Source organism: Pseudanabaena sp. PCC 9330, assembly GCF_055795045.1.
Genome location: NZ_JAYFES010000076.1, coordinates 1 through 14,531 on the forward strand (window position 1 = coordinate 1; position 14,531 = coordinate 14,531).

14 protein-coding genes, 1 pseudogene and 1 riboswitch are annotated in these 14,531 nt (G+C 58.7%); of the genes and pseudogenes, 5 read left to right on the top strand and 10 right to left on the bottom strand.

Features of this window, described 5'->3' with window-relative positions:
• Positions 1–709: 709 nt before the first annotated feature.
• The 5 genes from AC0QKW_RS06050 to AC0QKW_RS06070 all read left to right on the top strand — a co-directional run bounded on the left by AC0QKW_RS06050 (position 710) and on the right by AC0QKW_RS06070 (position 6,932).
• Complete coding sequence (locus tag AC0QKW_RS06050) at positions 710–1,276, top strand: photosystem I assembly protein Ycf4 (protein ID WP_473150165.1); 567 nt, start codon at positions 710–712, stop codon at positions 1,274–1,276.
• A 176-nt stretch (positions 1,277–1,452) separates the two neighbouring features.
• The gene (locus AC0QKW_RS06055; protein WP_473150166.1) at positions 1,453–2,187 is read left to right on the top strand and encodes a peptidylprolyl isomerase; all 735 of its coding nucleotides are present in this window, start codon (positions 1,453–1,455) and stop codon (positions 2,185–2,187) included.
• Positions 2,180–3,346: a beta-ketoacyl-ACP synthase gene (locus AC0QKW_RS06060; protein WP_473150205.1), complete on the top strand. Its 1,167-nt coding sequence runs from the start codon at positions 2,180–2,182 to the stop codon at positions 3,344–3,346. The genes AC0QKW_RS06055 and AC0QKW_RS06060 overlap by 8 nt, the downstream gene beginning before the upstream one ends.
• Before the next feature lie 224 nt (positions 3,347–3,570).
• Positions 3,571–3,906, top strand: a complete 336-nt coding sequence (locus AC0QKW_RS06065) for an NfeD family protein (RefSeq protein ID WP_473150167.1) — start codon at positions 3,571–3,573, stop codon at positions 3,904–3,906.
• A 155-nt stretch (positions 3,907–4,061) separates the two neighbouring features.
• On the top strand, positions 4,062–6,932 hold the full coding sequence (locus AC0QKW_RS06070; RefSeq protein ID WP_473150168.1) for a tetratricopeptide repeat protein: 2,871 nt from the start codon (positions 4,062–4,064) through the stop codon (positions 6,930–6,932).
• Positions 6,933–7,101: 169 nt separating this feature from the next.
• Here AC0QKW_RS06070 and thiC read toward each other — a convergent pair whose 3' ends face one another.
• The 10 genes and pseudogenes from thiC to AC0QKW_RS06120 all read right to left on the bottom strand — a co-directional run bounded on the left by thiC (position 7,102) and on the right by AC0QKW_RS06120 (position 14,530).
• On the bottom strand, positions 7,102–8,472 hold the full coding sequence (thiC, locus tag AC0QKW_RS06075; RefSeq protein WP_473150169.1) for a phosphomethylpyrimidine synthase: 1,371 nt from the start codon (positions 8,470–8,472) through the stop codon (positions 7,102–7,104).
• Positions 8,473–8,644: 172 nt separating this feature from the next.
• A riboswitch (TPP riboswitch) is annotated at positions 8,645–8,740 on the bottom strand.
• 40 nt (positions 8,741–8,780) lie between these two features.
• Positions 8,781–9,119: a hypothetical protein gene (locus AC0QKW_RS06080; RefSeq protein ID WP_473150170.1), complete on the bottom strand. Its 339-nt coding sequence runs from the start codon at positions 9,117–9,119 to the stop codon at positions 8,781–8,783.
• A gap of 38 nt (positions 9,120–9,157) precedes the next feature.
• Positions 9,158–9,754, bottom strand: a complete 597-nt coding sequence (locus tag AC0QKW_RS06085) for a hypothetical protein (protein ID WP_473150171.1) — start codon at positions 9,752–9,754, stop codon at positions 9,158–9,160.
• Between the two features lie 251 nt (positions 9,755–10,005).
• Complete coding sequence (locus AC0QKW_RS06090; protein WP_473150172.1) at positions 10,006–10,164, bottom strand: hypothetical protein; 159 nt, start codon at positions 10,162–10,164, stop codon at positions 10,006–10,008.
• 128 nt (positions 10,165–10,292) lie between these two features.
• Entirely contained in the window at positions 10,293–11,939 is a 1,647-nt protein-coding gene (locus tag AC0QKW_RS06095) for a SpoIID/LytB domain-containing protein (protein ID WP_473150173.1), read from the bottom strand.
• Between the two features lie 199 nt (positions 11,940–12,138).
• The gene (locus AC0QKW_RS06100; protein WP_473150174.1) at positions 12,139–12,423 is read right to left on the bottom strand and encodes a hypothetical protein; all 285 of its coding nucleotides are present in this window, start codon (positions 12,421–12,423) and stop codon (positions 12,139–12,141) included.
• The gene (locus AC0QKW_RS06105) at positions 12,413–12,709 is read right to left on the bottom strand and encodes a BrnT family toxin (RefSeq protein ID WP_473150206.1); all 297 of its coding nucleotides are present in this window, start codon (positions 12,707–12,709) and stop codon (positions 12,413–12,415) included. Before AC0QKW_RS06105 ends, AC0QKW_RS06100 begins: the two co-directional genes overlap by 11 nt.
• 250 nt (positions 12,710–12,959) lie before the next feature.
• Positions 12,960–13,099: pseudogene (locus tag AC0QKW_RS06110) on the bottom strand (type II toxin-antitoxin system PemK/MazF family toxin); the annotation flags it as partial.
• A gap of 70 nt (positions 13,100–13,169) precedes the next feature.
• Positions 13,170–13,475, bottom strand: a complete 306-nt coding sequence (locus tag AC0QKW_RS06115) for an urease subunit beta (protein WP_473150175.1) — start codon at positions 13,473–13,475, stop codon at positions 13,170–13,172.
• Positions 13,472–14,530, bottom strand: a complete 1,059-nt coding sequence (locus AC0QKW_RS06120) for a S41 family peptidase (RefSeq protein WP_473150176.1) — start codon at positions 14,528–14,530, stop codon at positions 13,472–13,474. Before AC0QKW_RS06120 ends, AC0QKW_RS06115 begins: the two co-directional genes overlap by 4 nt.
• Position 14,531 lies beyond the last annotated feature (1 nt).

The following is a 14,531-nucleotide window of genomic DNA, read 5'->3' on the forward strand; positions in this document are numbered from 1 at the left end:
ACCAGCCGATAAAGACAAAGCGATCGCGCTTTAGCCAGTCGTCGAGAACGTCGAACCATCCTCGCTGGGCTTGCGCGCGTCCCATTGCTATGGTCATGTCAAATCCTCTTTATATGACATCCAAACCACAAGGTCGCGACTCTGCAATTGGATCCAGACTTATCTTAAGTTTGAATCAGTTTTGACAGAGCATAACCTCAGTGCAGGGGTTAATAACTAATAAGTATTCCAGATATTAGAGCCGAGAAAATAATATTCTCGACCTAAATTGGCATTCCCTTGCCTGAGTCGCACCAGCAGCCTCAGAAGCAAGCTCTGAAGGCTAGGTTTCTATTTATGATAGGGAGAGTTCTAAATTTTTACAATCTGACACGTAAATTCTCATTGGGCGAATTGGGCGAAAGGGTTGCCCGGCCTAGGCTGAGTATTAATACTGGCTAGAATTTTGTGTCGGCCTATGTCTGGGCGGGGCAGGGGCAGTTTAGACTAGGGCTGTATACGCCCTTGGGCATGGTTTGGGGCAGGCTGCGACAGCGAAGAGCGGCCCTGCGGCTGTATCTTAGACCCCAAGCCATATCTCAACCGTTGCTAGATGCCCTAGGGTTGATCGTAGGCCGTAGGCTAGTTCTTAGGTTGTCTTAAACAATTGCCCTAGAAATCTCCTTTACTTTCCCTGTCCCCAGTCTATAAACAATCCCTGTTTTCATCTATGACTGCCTCCATGTCTTCGACTCAATCACAAACGCTGAAGCGCACCGTGCTCGGCGCTCGGCGTTCAAGCAATTTATTCTGGGCGGTGGTGCTCACCCTGGGCGGGCTAGGGTTTGCTCTGGCCGGTGCCTCTAGCTACTTCAGAGTCGATCTACTGCCCTTTGCCGACCCGACCCAGCTGGTGTTCATTCCCCAGGGTATTGCCATGGGTTTTTATGGGGTGGTGGCCCTGGGGCTGGCCACATTTCTTTGGGTGGTCATTGCCCTGAATGTGGGGGGTGGCTACAACAGCTTTGACAAGGCTACGAATAAGCTGCAGATTGTGCGCAGCGGCTTCTGGGGCGAAAACCGCCGCATTGAAATTGAGCACCCCCTAGAAGATGTGACGGCAGTGAGGGTGGCGATCAAGGAAGGGCTTAACCCCAAGCGGGCACTATACCTGCGCATCAAGGGCCGGCCTGATATTCCGTTAACCCGGGTGGGCCAGCCCATTGCTCTCTCTGAGCTAGAAAACCAGGGGGCTGAGCTAGCACGGTTTTTGCAGGTGCCTCTGGAGGGTCTCTAGGGCGTCGCTGACAGGCTCATTAAAGCAGCCCTGGGGATCGGCGATCGCCCCCTGCCAGGGCCAACGGGTTAGGGGCTACCGCTTAAAGGTGGCGGTTCAGCCCACAACGACCGTTTCCTGCGATACCATTGGGAGCCGGTTGAACGTTAGGACATTGTGGATTGATGGCTCTACCTATGCGCCCATTTACCTTGGCTTTGGCGGCGGTGTTAACGCTCTGGCTAGGGGCCTGCGCTACTTCTACTAACCTAGACAGCTCCGTCAGCGACTCTTCGACTGTCCCCGGCACCACCGAAATGGCGGCAGCACCTGCTGCGGGCGGGCCAATTTTGAATGGGTCGGCGACGGTAGAGATGCTGGTCAACGGCAGCCCCATTGTGATGGAGATCGACGGAGAAAATGCGCCGATCACCGCCGGAAATTTTGTGGATTTGGTCAATCGGGGAGTCTACGACGGGCTGGTGTTTCATCGGGTGGTGAAAGAGCCTCAGCCCTTTGTGGCCCAGGGCGGCGACCCCCAGAGTAAAGATCCCAATGTGCCTGCTCAGCAGCTTGGCACGGGCAGCTTTATCGATCCTGACACCCAGGCACCTCGCTACATTCCCCTGGAGATCAAGCCAGCTGGGGCAGCAGAGCCGGTCTATAGCCAGACCTTTGAGGAAGCTCAGATTGCTGAAGCCCCTGAGCTACGCCATACCCGTGGGGCGTTGGCCATGGCGCGATCGCAGGCGGTAGACTCGGCCTCGGCCCAGTTTTATATCACCCTGGCAGAGCTGCCTTTCTTAGACGGCAGCTACGCAGTGTTTGGCTACGTCACCAGCGGTATGGAGACGGTCGATGCCATTGAACAGGGCAATCGCATTGAAACCGCACGGGTGATCTCGGGGCTGGAGAATTTGCAGACTGAGTAGGCGAGAAGTCAGGAGTCAGGATCCGGGAAGTCAGCCGGTTGTTGTAACGGGAATGGGGCTGGTTACAGCCCTAGGAGCTACGGCAACGACGACCTGGGAAAACCTCCTGGCAGGAAAGTCTGGCATTCGTCTGGGACAGCCGTTTGCTGAATTGCCGCCTCGGCCCCTGGCAATGGTGGGCGATCGCCCCGCTGACCTGGAGGATTTGCTGGAGTTGGCGGTGGCGGAAGCGATCGCCGATGCCCATCTCACCCTGCCGCTAACCGACTGCGGCGTGGTAATCGGCTCTAGTCGAAGCTTTCAGGGGCGGTGGGAGCGCTTGGCCCGTCAGCCCGACTGGGCCGAAAATTCTTGGCTGGCGGCGCTGCCTCACATGGGCGCGATCGCCGTCGCCCGCCAGATTCAATCTCTTGGCCCGGTGCTGGCCCCGATGGCGGCCTGTGCGACCGGGCTGACGGCAATCTTTCAAGGCTATGAGCTGGTGCGGCGGGGGCAGTGCGATCGCGTTTTGGTCGGTGCCGCTGAAGCGCCCATTACCCCCCTGACTCTGGCGGGGTTTGAACAATTGGGTGCCCTGGCCACTGCGGGCTGCTACCCGTTTGACCCAGAGCGCGAGGGGCTCGTGCTGGGGGAAGGAGCAGCGGTGCTGGTGCTGGAGTCGGAGGCGGCTTGGCGGGCGCGATCGGGGCCACAGCCCTATGGCTGTGTGCTGGGGGCTGGGTTTAGTGCCGATGCCTACCACCGCACCGCCCCCGACCCTGAGCTAAAGGGTAGCCGTTTGGCGCTCAAAAATTGCTTTAACTACAGTGGCCTAGAGCCTGGGCAGGTCAGCTACATCCATGCCCACGGTACAGGAACGCTGCTCAACGATGACCACGAGGTGCAACTCATCAGGTCGGGATTTTCTGATCTGCCGTGGATGAGTTCGACCAAGGGGGCGACGGGGCACACGCTGGGGGCCTCGGGGGCGATCGGCGCGGCATTTTGTCTGCTGGCGCTGCGCCATGGGGTGCTGCCGCCCAATGTGGGCGATCGCGGCCAGAGTATTTATCCCAAGCTGGTGACTGAACCTGTGGCCGCTGATCTAGAGGTGGCGCTGTGCCTGAGCTTTGGTTTTGGCGGACAGAATGGGGTACTGGCTTTGGGGTGCGATCGGTAGGAGCGTAGGGGCACAGCATCTCCACATCCTACGGTGGGGTGATGCCAGGCTATTACCGCTGGATGCATGATCGAGGTTGATGCTTGTTGGCAGCATTGCATCGGATTCCCTGCTGGGGACTCTAGCTAGGTTTCAAATTGGCCAGAGGGTGGGATCTCTGAGATTAGCGCTTAAACCGTTTTGGATTGAATCGTTTCTAATCGTTTCTTGGATTTGCGATCGCCATGAGTCAGTCTTCTTTTTCATCAGCCGAGATCGAACCGCTCCAGCCCGAAATTGCACCCTTGGATGAGGAACTTACCGGAGCACCTCACTGGGTGTCCGAACCCAGCGAAGACCCCACATTCCCCGAAGGAGACTGGTCTGAGCACACCGCCGAGATTATCAGCATCACCCGGCCAGGTTACCGCTATGAGGTCAAGTACGAGGCTTCTTACTGGCGAGCTATACCGCTGCAACCGTTGCTCACCTTTGCAGAAGGCGACCTGGTGAGTGTAGTGGGGCGGCAAGGTAATGAGCTGATTATCAGCCCAATGCCGGATCCGCCATCGGCCTTGTAAGAACGAGATGCAAACCCAAAGACCAGCTTGGATGTCATCTTTAAACAGTCCCTTGGGTTCTGATCAATTTTCAGCTCTGCAACTGCTGACCTAACCCCCGGAAGTATCAGGTATCCTAGGCATATTCCCTTCGGACGCGCTTGATGAGGCAGCCCATGCGATTTTTGGCCGATGTTCCTCGCCCGCTGTTGCTGTTGGCGCTGATGCTGCTCAGCGGTGGGGGAATGCGGCCTGTGGTGGCTGAGGACAGCCCTCTTCAGTCTCCCATGTCCATCGCCCAAGCAGATTTATCCCAAGCCCCCGTGCTGATGGCCCAGGCTGCCACCACCGCTGAGCTAGAGCGCATTCAGGCCGAGGCCAATCTGGCCTTTCGTCGGGCCACGACTCTATTCTTTGTGCTGCTGGGAACGCTGCTGCTGCTGCTCAGCGTCGGCGTGGTGATGCTGTGGCTGATGCGGCGATCGGTGATCCAAGAGGTGTCGGTCGTCGTTCGCAACCAGATCAACGACATTACCGATCTAGAAACCAAGATTCATGGGGCGACCCGCGACCTCGACCACATTCTGGCCCAGGCCAAAGAGCGGGCCGGTGAGCTCGAAAGCCGCACCGATCGCTTTACTGAAGAGGCCGTTACCAAAAAGCAGGTGCTCAATCGTCTGGTGGACGATCTGGCCGAGTTCAAAGCCCGTACCATCAACGACTGGCAGTCTACCCTGAGCGAGTTGCAGGTCAAGCTGGAGAGCACCGAGGCCAACTTTGTCGGCCAGCTCACCGGGCTGCGCCAGACCGCAGACAACGAGATCACCACCCTGCGCAAAGACACCCAGCTCCAGCGCGATGTGGTGTTTCGCACGTTAGAAGAGAACCAGACCGGCTTTTTGCGCGACGTGAATCGCCTGCGCAGCGAGGTAGAGGTGCAGCAGGACGCGGCGGTGCAGAAGATTGGCAATGCCGAGCGCAGCTTTTCTGATCAGATGGGGACGATGGTGAATGCGGCCCAGGAGGAGCGCGATCGCATCATGGCAGCCTTGGCCGACCTGCGCCAGCAGCTCACCACCCAGGCGGGAGAACAGGTGGAAAAGCAGGCGGCTTCTATTAGTGAAGTGATGGAGGCCGAGCGCCACCGCAGCCTCACCCGCCTCCAGACCCAGACCGAAGAGATCAGCCGCCAGCTAGGCGACTTGCAAATCAGCGCTCTAGGCGAGCGCGATCTGGCATTACAGACCATTCAGCGCTCCATCGACGAATTTACCTCGCGCTTTGCTAACCTGCGTACCGAGGTCGATGGCCAGCGCAGCCGCATTCTGGCAGATATGCGCCGCCAGGCCGATGAGTTTCTCGCCCAGTTTGGCGGCCTCAAGCTGGATATTGAGCGCCAGCAGGACATGCTGCTGGGCGACCTGCGCCAGGCGGCGGATGTGGCCCTGGCCCGGTTTGGCGACCTGCGCACCGAGGCTGAAGCCCGCCAGGCCAACACCCTCGACGACATTCAGCGTACTGCCGGAGATTTGCAGAGCCAGCTGGGCCAGATGGCCACCGAGGCGGAGGTGCAGCGATCTACTCTGCTGGCCGATATTGAGGCCACGGTCAGCGCCTTTCGCCAGCAGGTGCGGGTGCTGCAAGACACCGCCAGCGAACAGCAGATCCAGATTCTCGACGGTCTGCGGGCGATGGAGGCGGCCTTTACCGAGCAGCTCAACCTGGTGCGGGGGGCGATCTTTACCAAGCGCGATCGCGTGCTCGACAAAATCGACAGCTTCGACGCCCGCCTCAGCGAAGACCTGGCCAATCTGGGGGCCACCACAGCAGAGCGAGAAGCCGCCGCCCGCACCCAGCTCGACGGGCTGATGGCCGATATGGCCGAGCGCTTTGCCCAGCTTGAGGCGGATATTCAGGCGGGGCGCGAGGTGTCGCTGGGACGTCTGGAAGATTTGCAGCAGACCTACCGGGTGCGGTTGGAGGCGATCGCCGCCGAAGCCACCCACCAAAAAGACGCCATCATGCAGCGCCTGGGCGAGGTCTCGCCCCAGTTTATTGCCGACTCGTTTATGAGCGAGGCGCGGCAGCAGTTTGAGAGCCTGACCGACAAGATGAGCAAGCTGGAGACCAACCGGCCCCAGCTGTTTCTCACCGCCGATGAATATATCGGTCGGGGCGATCGCTACCTGGCTGACGGCGACTACGCCCTGGCGGTGGCCGAGTACGACAAAGCCCTCGACATTCAGCCGGTCAACACCCAGGTGTGGATCAACCGCGCCCAAGCCCAACAGTCCCTGGAGCAGCTGGAGGCGGCGATCGAGTCTCTCAACCAGGCTCTGGAGCTAGAGCCCAAGCACACCGGGGCACTGATGCAAAAGGGGCTGATTTTGCGGGAGCTGCGCCGCCATGAAGACGCCCTGACAGTGTTTGATCGCCTCAGCGAGGTCACCCCCGAGGATGCCAAAGTGTGGCTCAACCGGGGCATGGTGCTCAGCCGCCTCAAGCGCCGGGAAGAGGCGATCGCCGCCTTCGATCGCGCCCTCGAAATTCACCCCGACTACCACGAAGCCTGGGTGAACCGGGGTGTCTCCTACGGCATTCTCCAGCAGCACGAGGAGGCGTTTAACTCCTTTGACAAGGCGGTAGAGTCTCAGCCCAATGATGCGATCGCCTGGCTGAATCGGGGCCTGTCGCTGATCGAGCTAGAGCGCTACGACGACGCCCTAGAGAGCTTTGACAAAACCACCCGCTTTAACCCCGATGCCCCCAAAGGGTGGGACAACCGGGGTCTGGCCCTGGTCAAGCTGGGCCGCGATGAGGACGCCATCAAGAGCTTTGACCGGGCGATCGCCCTCGACCCTGACTACCCCAAGGCCCATTACCATAAAGCTCTCTGCTACGGTCTCCAGCGCCAGTTTGACAACGCTATGGAGTCGCTGCAACAGGCGGTGCGCCTCGACCCCGACTACCGCGAAGAGGCTCGCACCGAGCCCGCCTTTGACGAACTCTGGAGCGACAACTGGTTCCGCGAGCTGGTGGAGAAATAACCAGCGTCTCCTTACGCTACCCACCGATCGTCAACCACGATTGGCGCGTCTACAGATTACAGCGGCCAGTCGATTGCATGGGCAACCCGAATATTCATCTGTAGGGGCGTAGCATGCTACGCCCCTATGAGGTTCCTGATTATGAATCTGAGTTTTCTAAAGCACAGATCTAAACCGTAGCCTTCTCCTTCGCCAAGAATTTCTCTAGCTCGGTCAGGGCGTCGGCATCGACCTTAGTCTGCATGGGGCAGAACTTAGGGCCGCACATGGAGCAAAACTCGGCGGTCTTGTAGATGTCGGCGGGTAGGGTTTCGTCGTGGTATTCCTTGGCCCGTTCAGGATCTAGCGACAGCTCGAACTGCTTGTTCCAGTCGAAGTTGTAGCGGGCGTGGGACATGGCATCGTCGCGATCGCGCACTCCCGGCCTATGCCTAGCAATATCCGCCGCGTGGGCGGCAATCTTGTAGGCGATCAGCCCGGCCCGTACGTCTTCGGCGTTGGGTAAACCCAGGTGCTCCTTCGGTGTCACGTAGCAGAGCATCGCCGCCCCGCTCCAGCCCGCCAGCGCCGCGCCAATGGCCGAGCTGATGTGGTCGTAGCCAGCGGCAATGTCGGTCACCAGCGGGCCAAGCACGTAGAAGGGGGCTTCGGAACATTCCTCCATCTGCTTTTTGACGTTGTAGTCGATCTGATCCATGGGCACGTGGCCGGGGCCTTCGACCATCACCTGCACGTCGTGCTCCCAGGCCTGGCGGGTGAGCTGACCCAGGGTTTTGAGTTCGGCCAGCTGGGCGGCGTCGGTGGCGTCATGCAAGCAGCCGGGGCGCAGAGAATCCCCCAAGCTGAACGACACATCGTAGCGCTTGAAGATTTCGATGATGTCGTGGAAGTGGGTGTAGAGGGGGTTTTGCTTGTGGTGGTGCAGCATCCAGCGGGCGAGGATGCCGCCGCCGCGAGAGACAATGCCGGTGATGCGATCGCGCACCAGGGGCAGATGCTCAATCAAAATCCCAGCGTGGATGGTCTGGTAATCGACCCCCTGCTGGGCGTGCTTTTCGATGATGTGTAGAAAGTCATCGGCGGTGAGGTTTTCGATGTTGCCGTGGACGCTTTCGAGCGCTTGGTAAACAGGCACTGTGCCAATCGGAATGGTAGAAGCCTGAATGATCGCAGTGCGAATGGCGTCGAGATCGCCGCCTCCGGTCGATAAATCCATCAGGGTGTCGGCCCCATACTTCACCGCCAGGTGCAGCTTGGCCACTTCTTCGTTGATGTCTGACGAGTTGGGCGACGCGCCGATGTTGGCATTCACCTTGCACTTCGAGGCGATGCCGATCGCCATCGGCTCCAGATTCGGGTGGTTGATGTTGGCGGGGATGATCATGCGGCCCCGCGCCACCTCGTCGCGAATCAGCTCCTCGGGCAGGTTCTCTCGCTTCGCCACGTGAGCCATCTCTTCAGTGATCAGGCCCTGGCGAGCGTAGTGCATTTGGGACACATTGGCCTGACCCTGGCGATTGGCGATCCATTCAGTTCTCATGGGTTTACCTCTGGTGTGGCGCTAGAGGCGTTACCTGAATCGGGGCGGGTTTGGATGGGTATGGCCGAGACGGGTGGAGCGATCGCAGGCAAACCTCAGCAATCTGCTGGTACTTCACCCAAAGTTCTGGACTATAGATCCAGAACAGCAATGTACTCGTCGTCTCGGCTAGTTACCGCAAGCAACGCTTTCCTCCGCTGGTATCAACCAGGTCAGGTTCTGAGGGTATGATCTCAGTCCGAAAACTCGGACACCCCTAGCTTGCTGGCATCATACAGTATTAGCGCTGCCGCTGGCCTACCCGTAAGCTAAAAAAACCGCATGCGCGCCGTCAGCATTTTGTAGCCAAAGCTCATGGCCATCAGCGAGATTACAAACTGCCACAGGCTGGTGGGGTTGAGAATGGCTCGGCTGCTGACAAAGACGCAGATGATGCCAAAGGCGATCGCCCCCCAGCCCAAAACCCTGGCTCCAGCAGGCAAAAACACCATCATAAACACGCCAGCCGTCAGCGACAGCACTGACATATTGGCCGCCACACCCCGCCACCAGGGGGAGGCATAGGTCGTAAAGAAAATATTCTGGCCTAAAAAGTACAGCCCAAAGATCATCAGAGCCAAGCCAATCAGAGGAGTCAGCAGCCGCATCGTTCACCTTAGTTAATTACGTTCTAAATCACTCAACTTCACTGGTCGGTAGAAGCGTCCCTAGGGTGCCCTAGGCTCCAGGCGATGAGCAAAGGCACCCCGAGGCCAATCACCAGATTCAGCAGCAGCCATCCGTAAGACGCCGGGCCGCTAAAGCTGCGAATGTAAAAGCCTCGGCGGGTTGACGACAACAGCGCATCCCAAATGAGATGGGCGCTGATGCCCACCGACAGACCCATGGCCCCATCGCGCACCAGGTTGGCCACCGTTTTTTGCCAGGGCACCAGAGTGAGACGAGGCACACACCACAGCCACCCGCCCAGCAACCCCACGGGTATCAGCACTGAATGAAACAGCCAGCTACGGTGAATGAGTAACCGCAGTCCGGTCGCGTTGTATAGCGGAATATCCCAATCGGGAAAGGCCATGTAAAAGAAGGTACCGCTGAGCAGCGGCACACCCAGCTTGCGAAAGAAAAACAGGCCACTGGCACCCCAAATCACCATGACCAAAAAGCAGATGGGGTTGATCGCTGCCGCTGCGCTTCGATGGTTGCGCTCTATCACCCACCAGAAACTGATACCGGTGGCCAGGCCCACGGCAAAATGAAGCAGCTTGTCCAACAGTGCAGGCATTAGATATCAAAAGAACCCGCTTACTACTACAAGAGCAAACCCAGGATTCCCGAAACTTGCTCGTCTACAAGCACCCATCACCAAGCTTCATCAGGATATTGCTCAGGGGACTTGCCGTGGGACTTAATGATTTCGCCTAGCACCTTGGGCGGCTTGCGTTTGGTCTTCTTGGCTTTGGCAGCCTTGACTTTTTGAAAGCCCCTAGGTGGTTCAGGTGCGATCGCCAAAGTCGTCGAGGTAGGCCATTTCGATCAACTGCCAATCCAGTTGCCATCCTCAGGGGTGCGCTCGACGCAGGTTTGGCTCATGACCCGACAAAGTCTGCGATCGCACCGTGGATCATAGTCATCCAGCAGCGGTTCGGCTTCGTCGTAATCTAGGTGGTCGAGCTGGTGAAGGGGCAACGCCATCGCTGCTGTGCCCCAGAGCTAGAGTCTTGGGTACAGGCTACCGCGATGTGCCCAATCAGTTAAGGGGCAGGTGGCAAATTGTGACCACGCGGTGACCCACTCTACTTCACCCCACCACTCGGCCTTACTCAGTCTGGCTCTCGCCAAAACGTCAGATTCTCACTGATCGGCTGCAAAGTGGTGCCCGGATAATAAAACTGAAGAATTCTTGGATAGGCCCAGCCCAGATTGCCCAGCCGATACGACCCTGCTTGGCTCAGACCTACGGCATGGCCCCAACCGCCGCCCACAAAGCGATAGCCCGTGAGCTGGCCTGGCGCTCCAGCGGCCCCAGTGCTATACATCGGCTCCAGGTAGAACAGCAGACTACGGGGGGGACGCAGCACGCGGACAATTTCGTCCTTGCGAAGTTCAACAATACCCAGGTCAGTTTCTACCTCCACCCGCTGCACCCGGCCCGAGTTGGCCCGCTCAGCCACCCGCAGCGACTTCACCTGGGTAAACCCTGCCAGCGGATGCTGCCTGCGGCCCAGGTAGCCCTTGAGATCGGCGGTGATTTCAACTAGGTCGCCCTCGTTGCGCCAGCGAAACAGCGCCCAGCCCACCTCATTAAATCCCTCATTGAGAGCGATGAAGCGTCGAAAGGACTCTTCAGAATTGAGCGGATACTGGTTGATATCCCACAGGCCATAGACGGTATCGACTACAGGGCGCAGGTAGGGGCGATCTGGCCCCTCCCACACATCGCTAAAGGCGGCAGTAACCCCCCCGCTAGTGGAAGAATAGAGGGCATCCACCAGCTCGTTTTGGTAGGTGAGCACCTGGCCCTGGGTGGCCACAATGGCTTGGTCGGCTACAGGCACGGTACCCGTCAGCCCTCGATAAACCTGGCACTGGGTGTCGGCGCAGAGTTCGTAGTCATCGATCGCAAAGCGGCGCAGGTTGCGCAGGGCGTAGGTGCGAGCCAGCACTGCCTGGGCCTGAATGGCGGGTACCGGGGCGCTGGGGCCGATCTCGTGGGGCACCACCCCGCGCAGGTAGGTCTCAATGGGGACGCTGTTGACCAGGGTGTAGGTGCCGTAGGTGTTGGGTTGCACCCGCAGCGTGCCGCCGTAGACGCGGGTAACGGGGGGATCGCCGGGCTGGGTGACGCGCACCCGGCCACCGCTGGCGCGAATGTCGAAGCTGTCGCGGTTGTAGCGGTAGCCGTTGACCTCAAAGTAGGTGCGGGGAATTTGGCCGATCACCTGGCTGTCGAGGAAGACTTCGTTATGGCCCTGGGCATGGAGGTTTTTGACCAACAGGCGGCGCACTAGGGGGCTGTCGTAGGTCTCGCGGTTGGCCCACACTTCCCAACTGCCAGGCTGGGCGATCTCGGGCTCAATGCCGCGATCGCGCCACTGTTGGGCACTAAACTCGGCGGTTTCAAAACTGCGGTGGTTGCCGAGCACAATGCGCTCGCCTAGCTGCGCCTCGGGTAGTTGCTCTGGGGCCAGGCCAATCACCACCCGATTGGTAGTGACGGTTTGGGGCTGGCCCTGGGTGTCAAAGCTGAGAATGAGCTGTTCGCCGGGCAGGGCTTCGAGGGTAATGCGATCTTGCAGATTTTCGCCAAAACGCTGCACAATGCCCACCTGAATCACCGGATTGAGTGCGGCGACGGCAGGTTCTCCCAGGGCGGTGGTGAGGGCGATCGCCGCACTGCCCACCAGCCCTGCCCAAGTCACTGCCCGAGGTTTGCGCTGCCGCTGCCGAGAAAAAATACCTAACGCCATAACGCCTGAGTTTGCTACCGCCGCTAGTGTATCGAGCTTGGGGGAGAGTCTGCCACTGGTTGGGGGGATGGTTGGGGCGATCGCAGCATGCACAACGGTGGCAATGTGTGGCGGCAAGTAACTTTCGGTACCTACAGATAACGTTCAATCCGTCTTCACCAACGCAATATTGGACTACTAGTTTTGAAGGAGGTTTAAGCTAACGCTGAGTAGCCTCGACCAGCGCCTCTTGAAGCACTTCATCACTCACGCCATGACGCTTTAAACTGGCAATTAATGCAGAGACGGTGTCTCCTTCTAATCGCTCAAGGTCAGCACGCAGCCCTTGACCAATATAGGCGCGTGCTAATGGCTGATACCCAGAAAAGCCCAACAATGGAGCTAAACGTTTCAGGTCTTCAATCACATCTTCTGGCATTCGAATCGTGATCATCGTCATGGGCCGGTCTCTATTCAACCGCTGTTTGAAAGCATCAATCTTCATAATAGTCACGTTCCTTACGGGTCGCTTTGCGGGCTGAAATAATCCTAATGGTGTCGTTTTCACGCTCTATGTAGACGACGTATAAAAGATTCCAGCGTCTATCCAAACCGATGACGGCATCACGAGCCTCATCATTGCGACTTGCATCAACCACAGCAAGGAATGGGTCAAAGAAAGCCTCCACAGCCTGCTGGAAGGTAACTCCATCGTGGTTTATGGGGTTAACCCTGGCTTTCTCTTCGTTCCAAACGAAGGTAACGCCGTTGAGCACAAAATACACATCTATAATTCGACAATATAGGTGTGTGTATTTACATTGTCAATACGCTGTCGATGGGTTTATTGTCAAAATGGGCATGCCTGATCAGTTTTTAGCGACCCCCAGCGCGATCGCACCTGCCGGTTTCCCAGATCTTGCACGGATGAATCTGGTTTAGTCCCCATCTTTTATCTCAGAACTTCGGTCGCTGTAGGGTGGGCACTGCCCACTACCGGGAGAAAGCTGCCCAAAAAAACCTGGTTACAGAAATCACTTACTGCCCCACCTTGCCCTGAAACTGACAGGCAACTCGGGTCGGGTAAGGCCTGCCCTGGGTCGTCATGCCACGATCACCGTGGCAATGTAGCGATTTATCTCGCCGGGAGAGAGCACCACACAGGGGCGGCTCTGTTTGATCTCGCTGCCTACGGTAGAATCCTGGCTCGGTTCGGAGCCGCCGTCGCAGGTCTCCCTTAAGAAAAACTCTCTACAGCGCTCCCTCGATCTGCGCGTTAAACCCGTAGACTCGCCGTTCTCCGGCCAGGGGCACCAGGGTGACATCGCGCTCGTCGCCGGGTTCAAAGCGCACGGCGGTACCGGCAGGAATATCGAGGCGCAGGCCCCGCGCCAGTTCCCGATCGAAGCTCAAGGCCGCATTCACCTCAAAAAAGTGAAAGTGGGAGCCGACCTGAATGGGGCGATCGCCCGTATTCGCCACCGTCAACGTCACTGTGGGCTTACCAGCATTGAGTTCGATCTCGCCCTCGACGGGCAGCAGTTCTCCAGGGATCATTGAGAGCCTCCTAGGTTAGACACTAAATCTTGGCGCTTTTGCTGGAGCGATCGCTCCAGCCTGGGCAGGGTTTCCTCCAGCTCGCGCCGAGCTACCCCCTCGGCTCCGGTCTCTAGCAGGTGGTTGATCGCCATCAGGTGGGAGGTCTCTAGAGCCACCTCCGCCGGTACCTTAACGTTGGGGACGACCCCGGTGCCGTCCCAGTTTTTGCCGGTGGTGGGGTTGATCGCCTGGCCTGTGGGCATAAACACCCAAAAGTGGTCGTGCAGGCGAAAACCGCGCCCCGGATTCGCGCCGCCCCGAGTGGTTTCGCCCACCACCGCCCCACGCCTGAGCACCTGCACATTGTAGGCAAACTCCTCCGCCGCCGAAAAGGTCTCGGGGCTGGTGAGCACAAACACCGGCTTGTCGAGGTAGCGCTGGCCCGGCAGGTAGGGCACCGTCCACCACTGGTGGGTCTCGTCGGTCTCGCTCCAGTACAGATCGTTGAGGTGGATGGGCGGATGGGCCGGAAACAGGTAGCTGCACAGCAGCGCCACCGCCGCCGGAGAGCCACCTTGGTTGTGGCGCAGGTCAAAGATCAGCGCGTCGGTATGGGTCACAAGAGTCATGGCGGCAGCCAGGGCGTCGCCCGCAAACTCTGGCGGCTCAAAGCTAAACAGCTGCATGTAGCCCACATTGCCCGGCAGCCGCTCTACCCGATTGATATCAAAGCTGCGGCGGCGGCTGGCCTGGTATTGGCGATCGAGTTCTTCGGCGGTGGGAGTGGCCTCTGGCTCGATGTGGGGCAGGGGAACGGGGCTAAAGTGCAGACGCAGATTGCGATCGCCGCTCAACCCCTGCATTTGGGCTGTGATGGTATCCGCCAGCTGTTGGCCACTCCGCAGGTCGCCGTAGCCTCCCGACTCTAGCCGCTGCTCAATGTCGAGCTGAATTTTTTCTGCCACCTCTGGAAACACATAGGCGTCAAGCTGACCGACCAGCGCCCCGAGTACGGCCTCAGCGGTGGCCCTATCCAAAACGATATCTTGAGAGCTAGGGGTAACCACAGCCATC

Bases quoted from the DNA above. Each gene is read 5' to 3' on its own strand.
- AC0QKW_RS06050 (WP_473150165.1), top strand. From the start codon at position 710: ATGACTGCCTCCATGTCTTCGACTCAATCACAAACGCTGAAGCGCACC.
- AC0QKW_RS06055 (WP_473150166.1), top strand. From the start codon at position 1,453: ATGCGCCCATTTACCTTGGCTTTGGCGGCGGTGTTAACGCTCTGGCTA.
- AC0QKW_RS06065 (WP_473150167.1), top strand. From the start codon at position 3,571: ATGAGTCAGTCTTCTTTTTCATCAGCCGAGATCGAACCGCTCCAGCCC.
- AC0QKW_RS06070 (WP_473150168.1), top strand. From the start codon at position 4,062: ATGCGATTTTTGGCCGATGTTCCTCGCCCGCTGTTGCTGTTGGCGCTG.
- thiC (WP_473150169.1), bottom strand. From the start codon at position 8,472: ATGAGAACTGAATGGATCGCCAATCGCCAGGGTCAGGCCAATGTGTCC.
- AC0QKW_RS06080 (WP_473150170.1), bottom strand. From the start codon at position 9,119: ATGCGGCTGCTGACTCCTCTGATTGGCTTGGCTCTGATGATCTTTGGG.
- AC0QKW_RS06085 (WP_473150171.1), bottom strand. From the start codon at position 9,754: ATGCCTGCACTGTTGGACAAGCTGCTTCATTTTGCCGTGGGCCTGGCC.
- AC0QKW_RS06090 (WP_473150172.1), bottom strand. From the start codon at position 10,164: ATGGCGTTGCCCCTTCACCAGCTCGACCACCTAGATTACGACGAAGCC.
- AC0QKW_RS06095 (WP_473150173.1), bottom strand. From the start codon at position 11,939: ATGGCGTTAGGTATTTTTTCTCGGCAGCGGCAGCGCAAACCTCGGGCA.
- AC0QKW_RS06100 (WP_473150174.1), bottom strand. From the start codon at position 12,423: ATGAAGATTGATGCTTTCAAACAGCGGTTGAATAGAGACCGGCCCATG.
- AC0QKW_RS06115 (WP_473150175.1), bottom strand. From the start codon at position 13,475: ATGATCCCTGGAGAACTGCTGCCCGTCGAGGGCGAGATCGAACTCAAT.
- AC0QKW_RS06120 (WP_473150176.1), bottom strand. From the start codon at position 14,530: ATGGCTGTGGTTACCCCTAGCTCTCAAGATATCGTTTTGGATAGGGCC.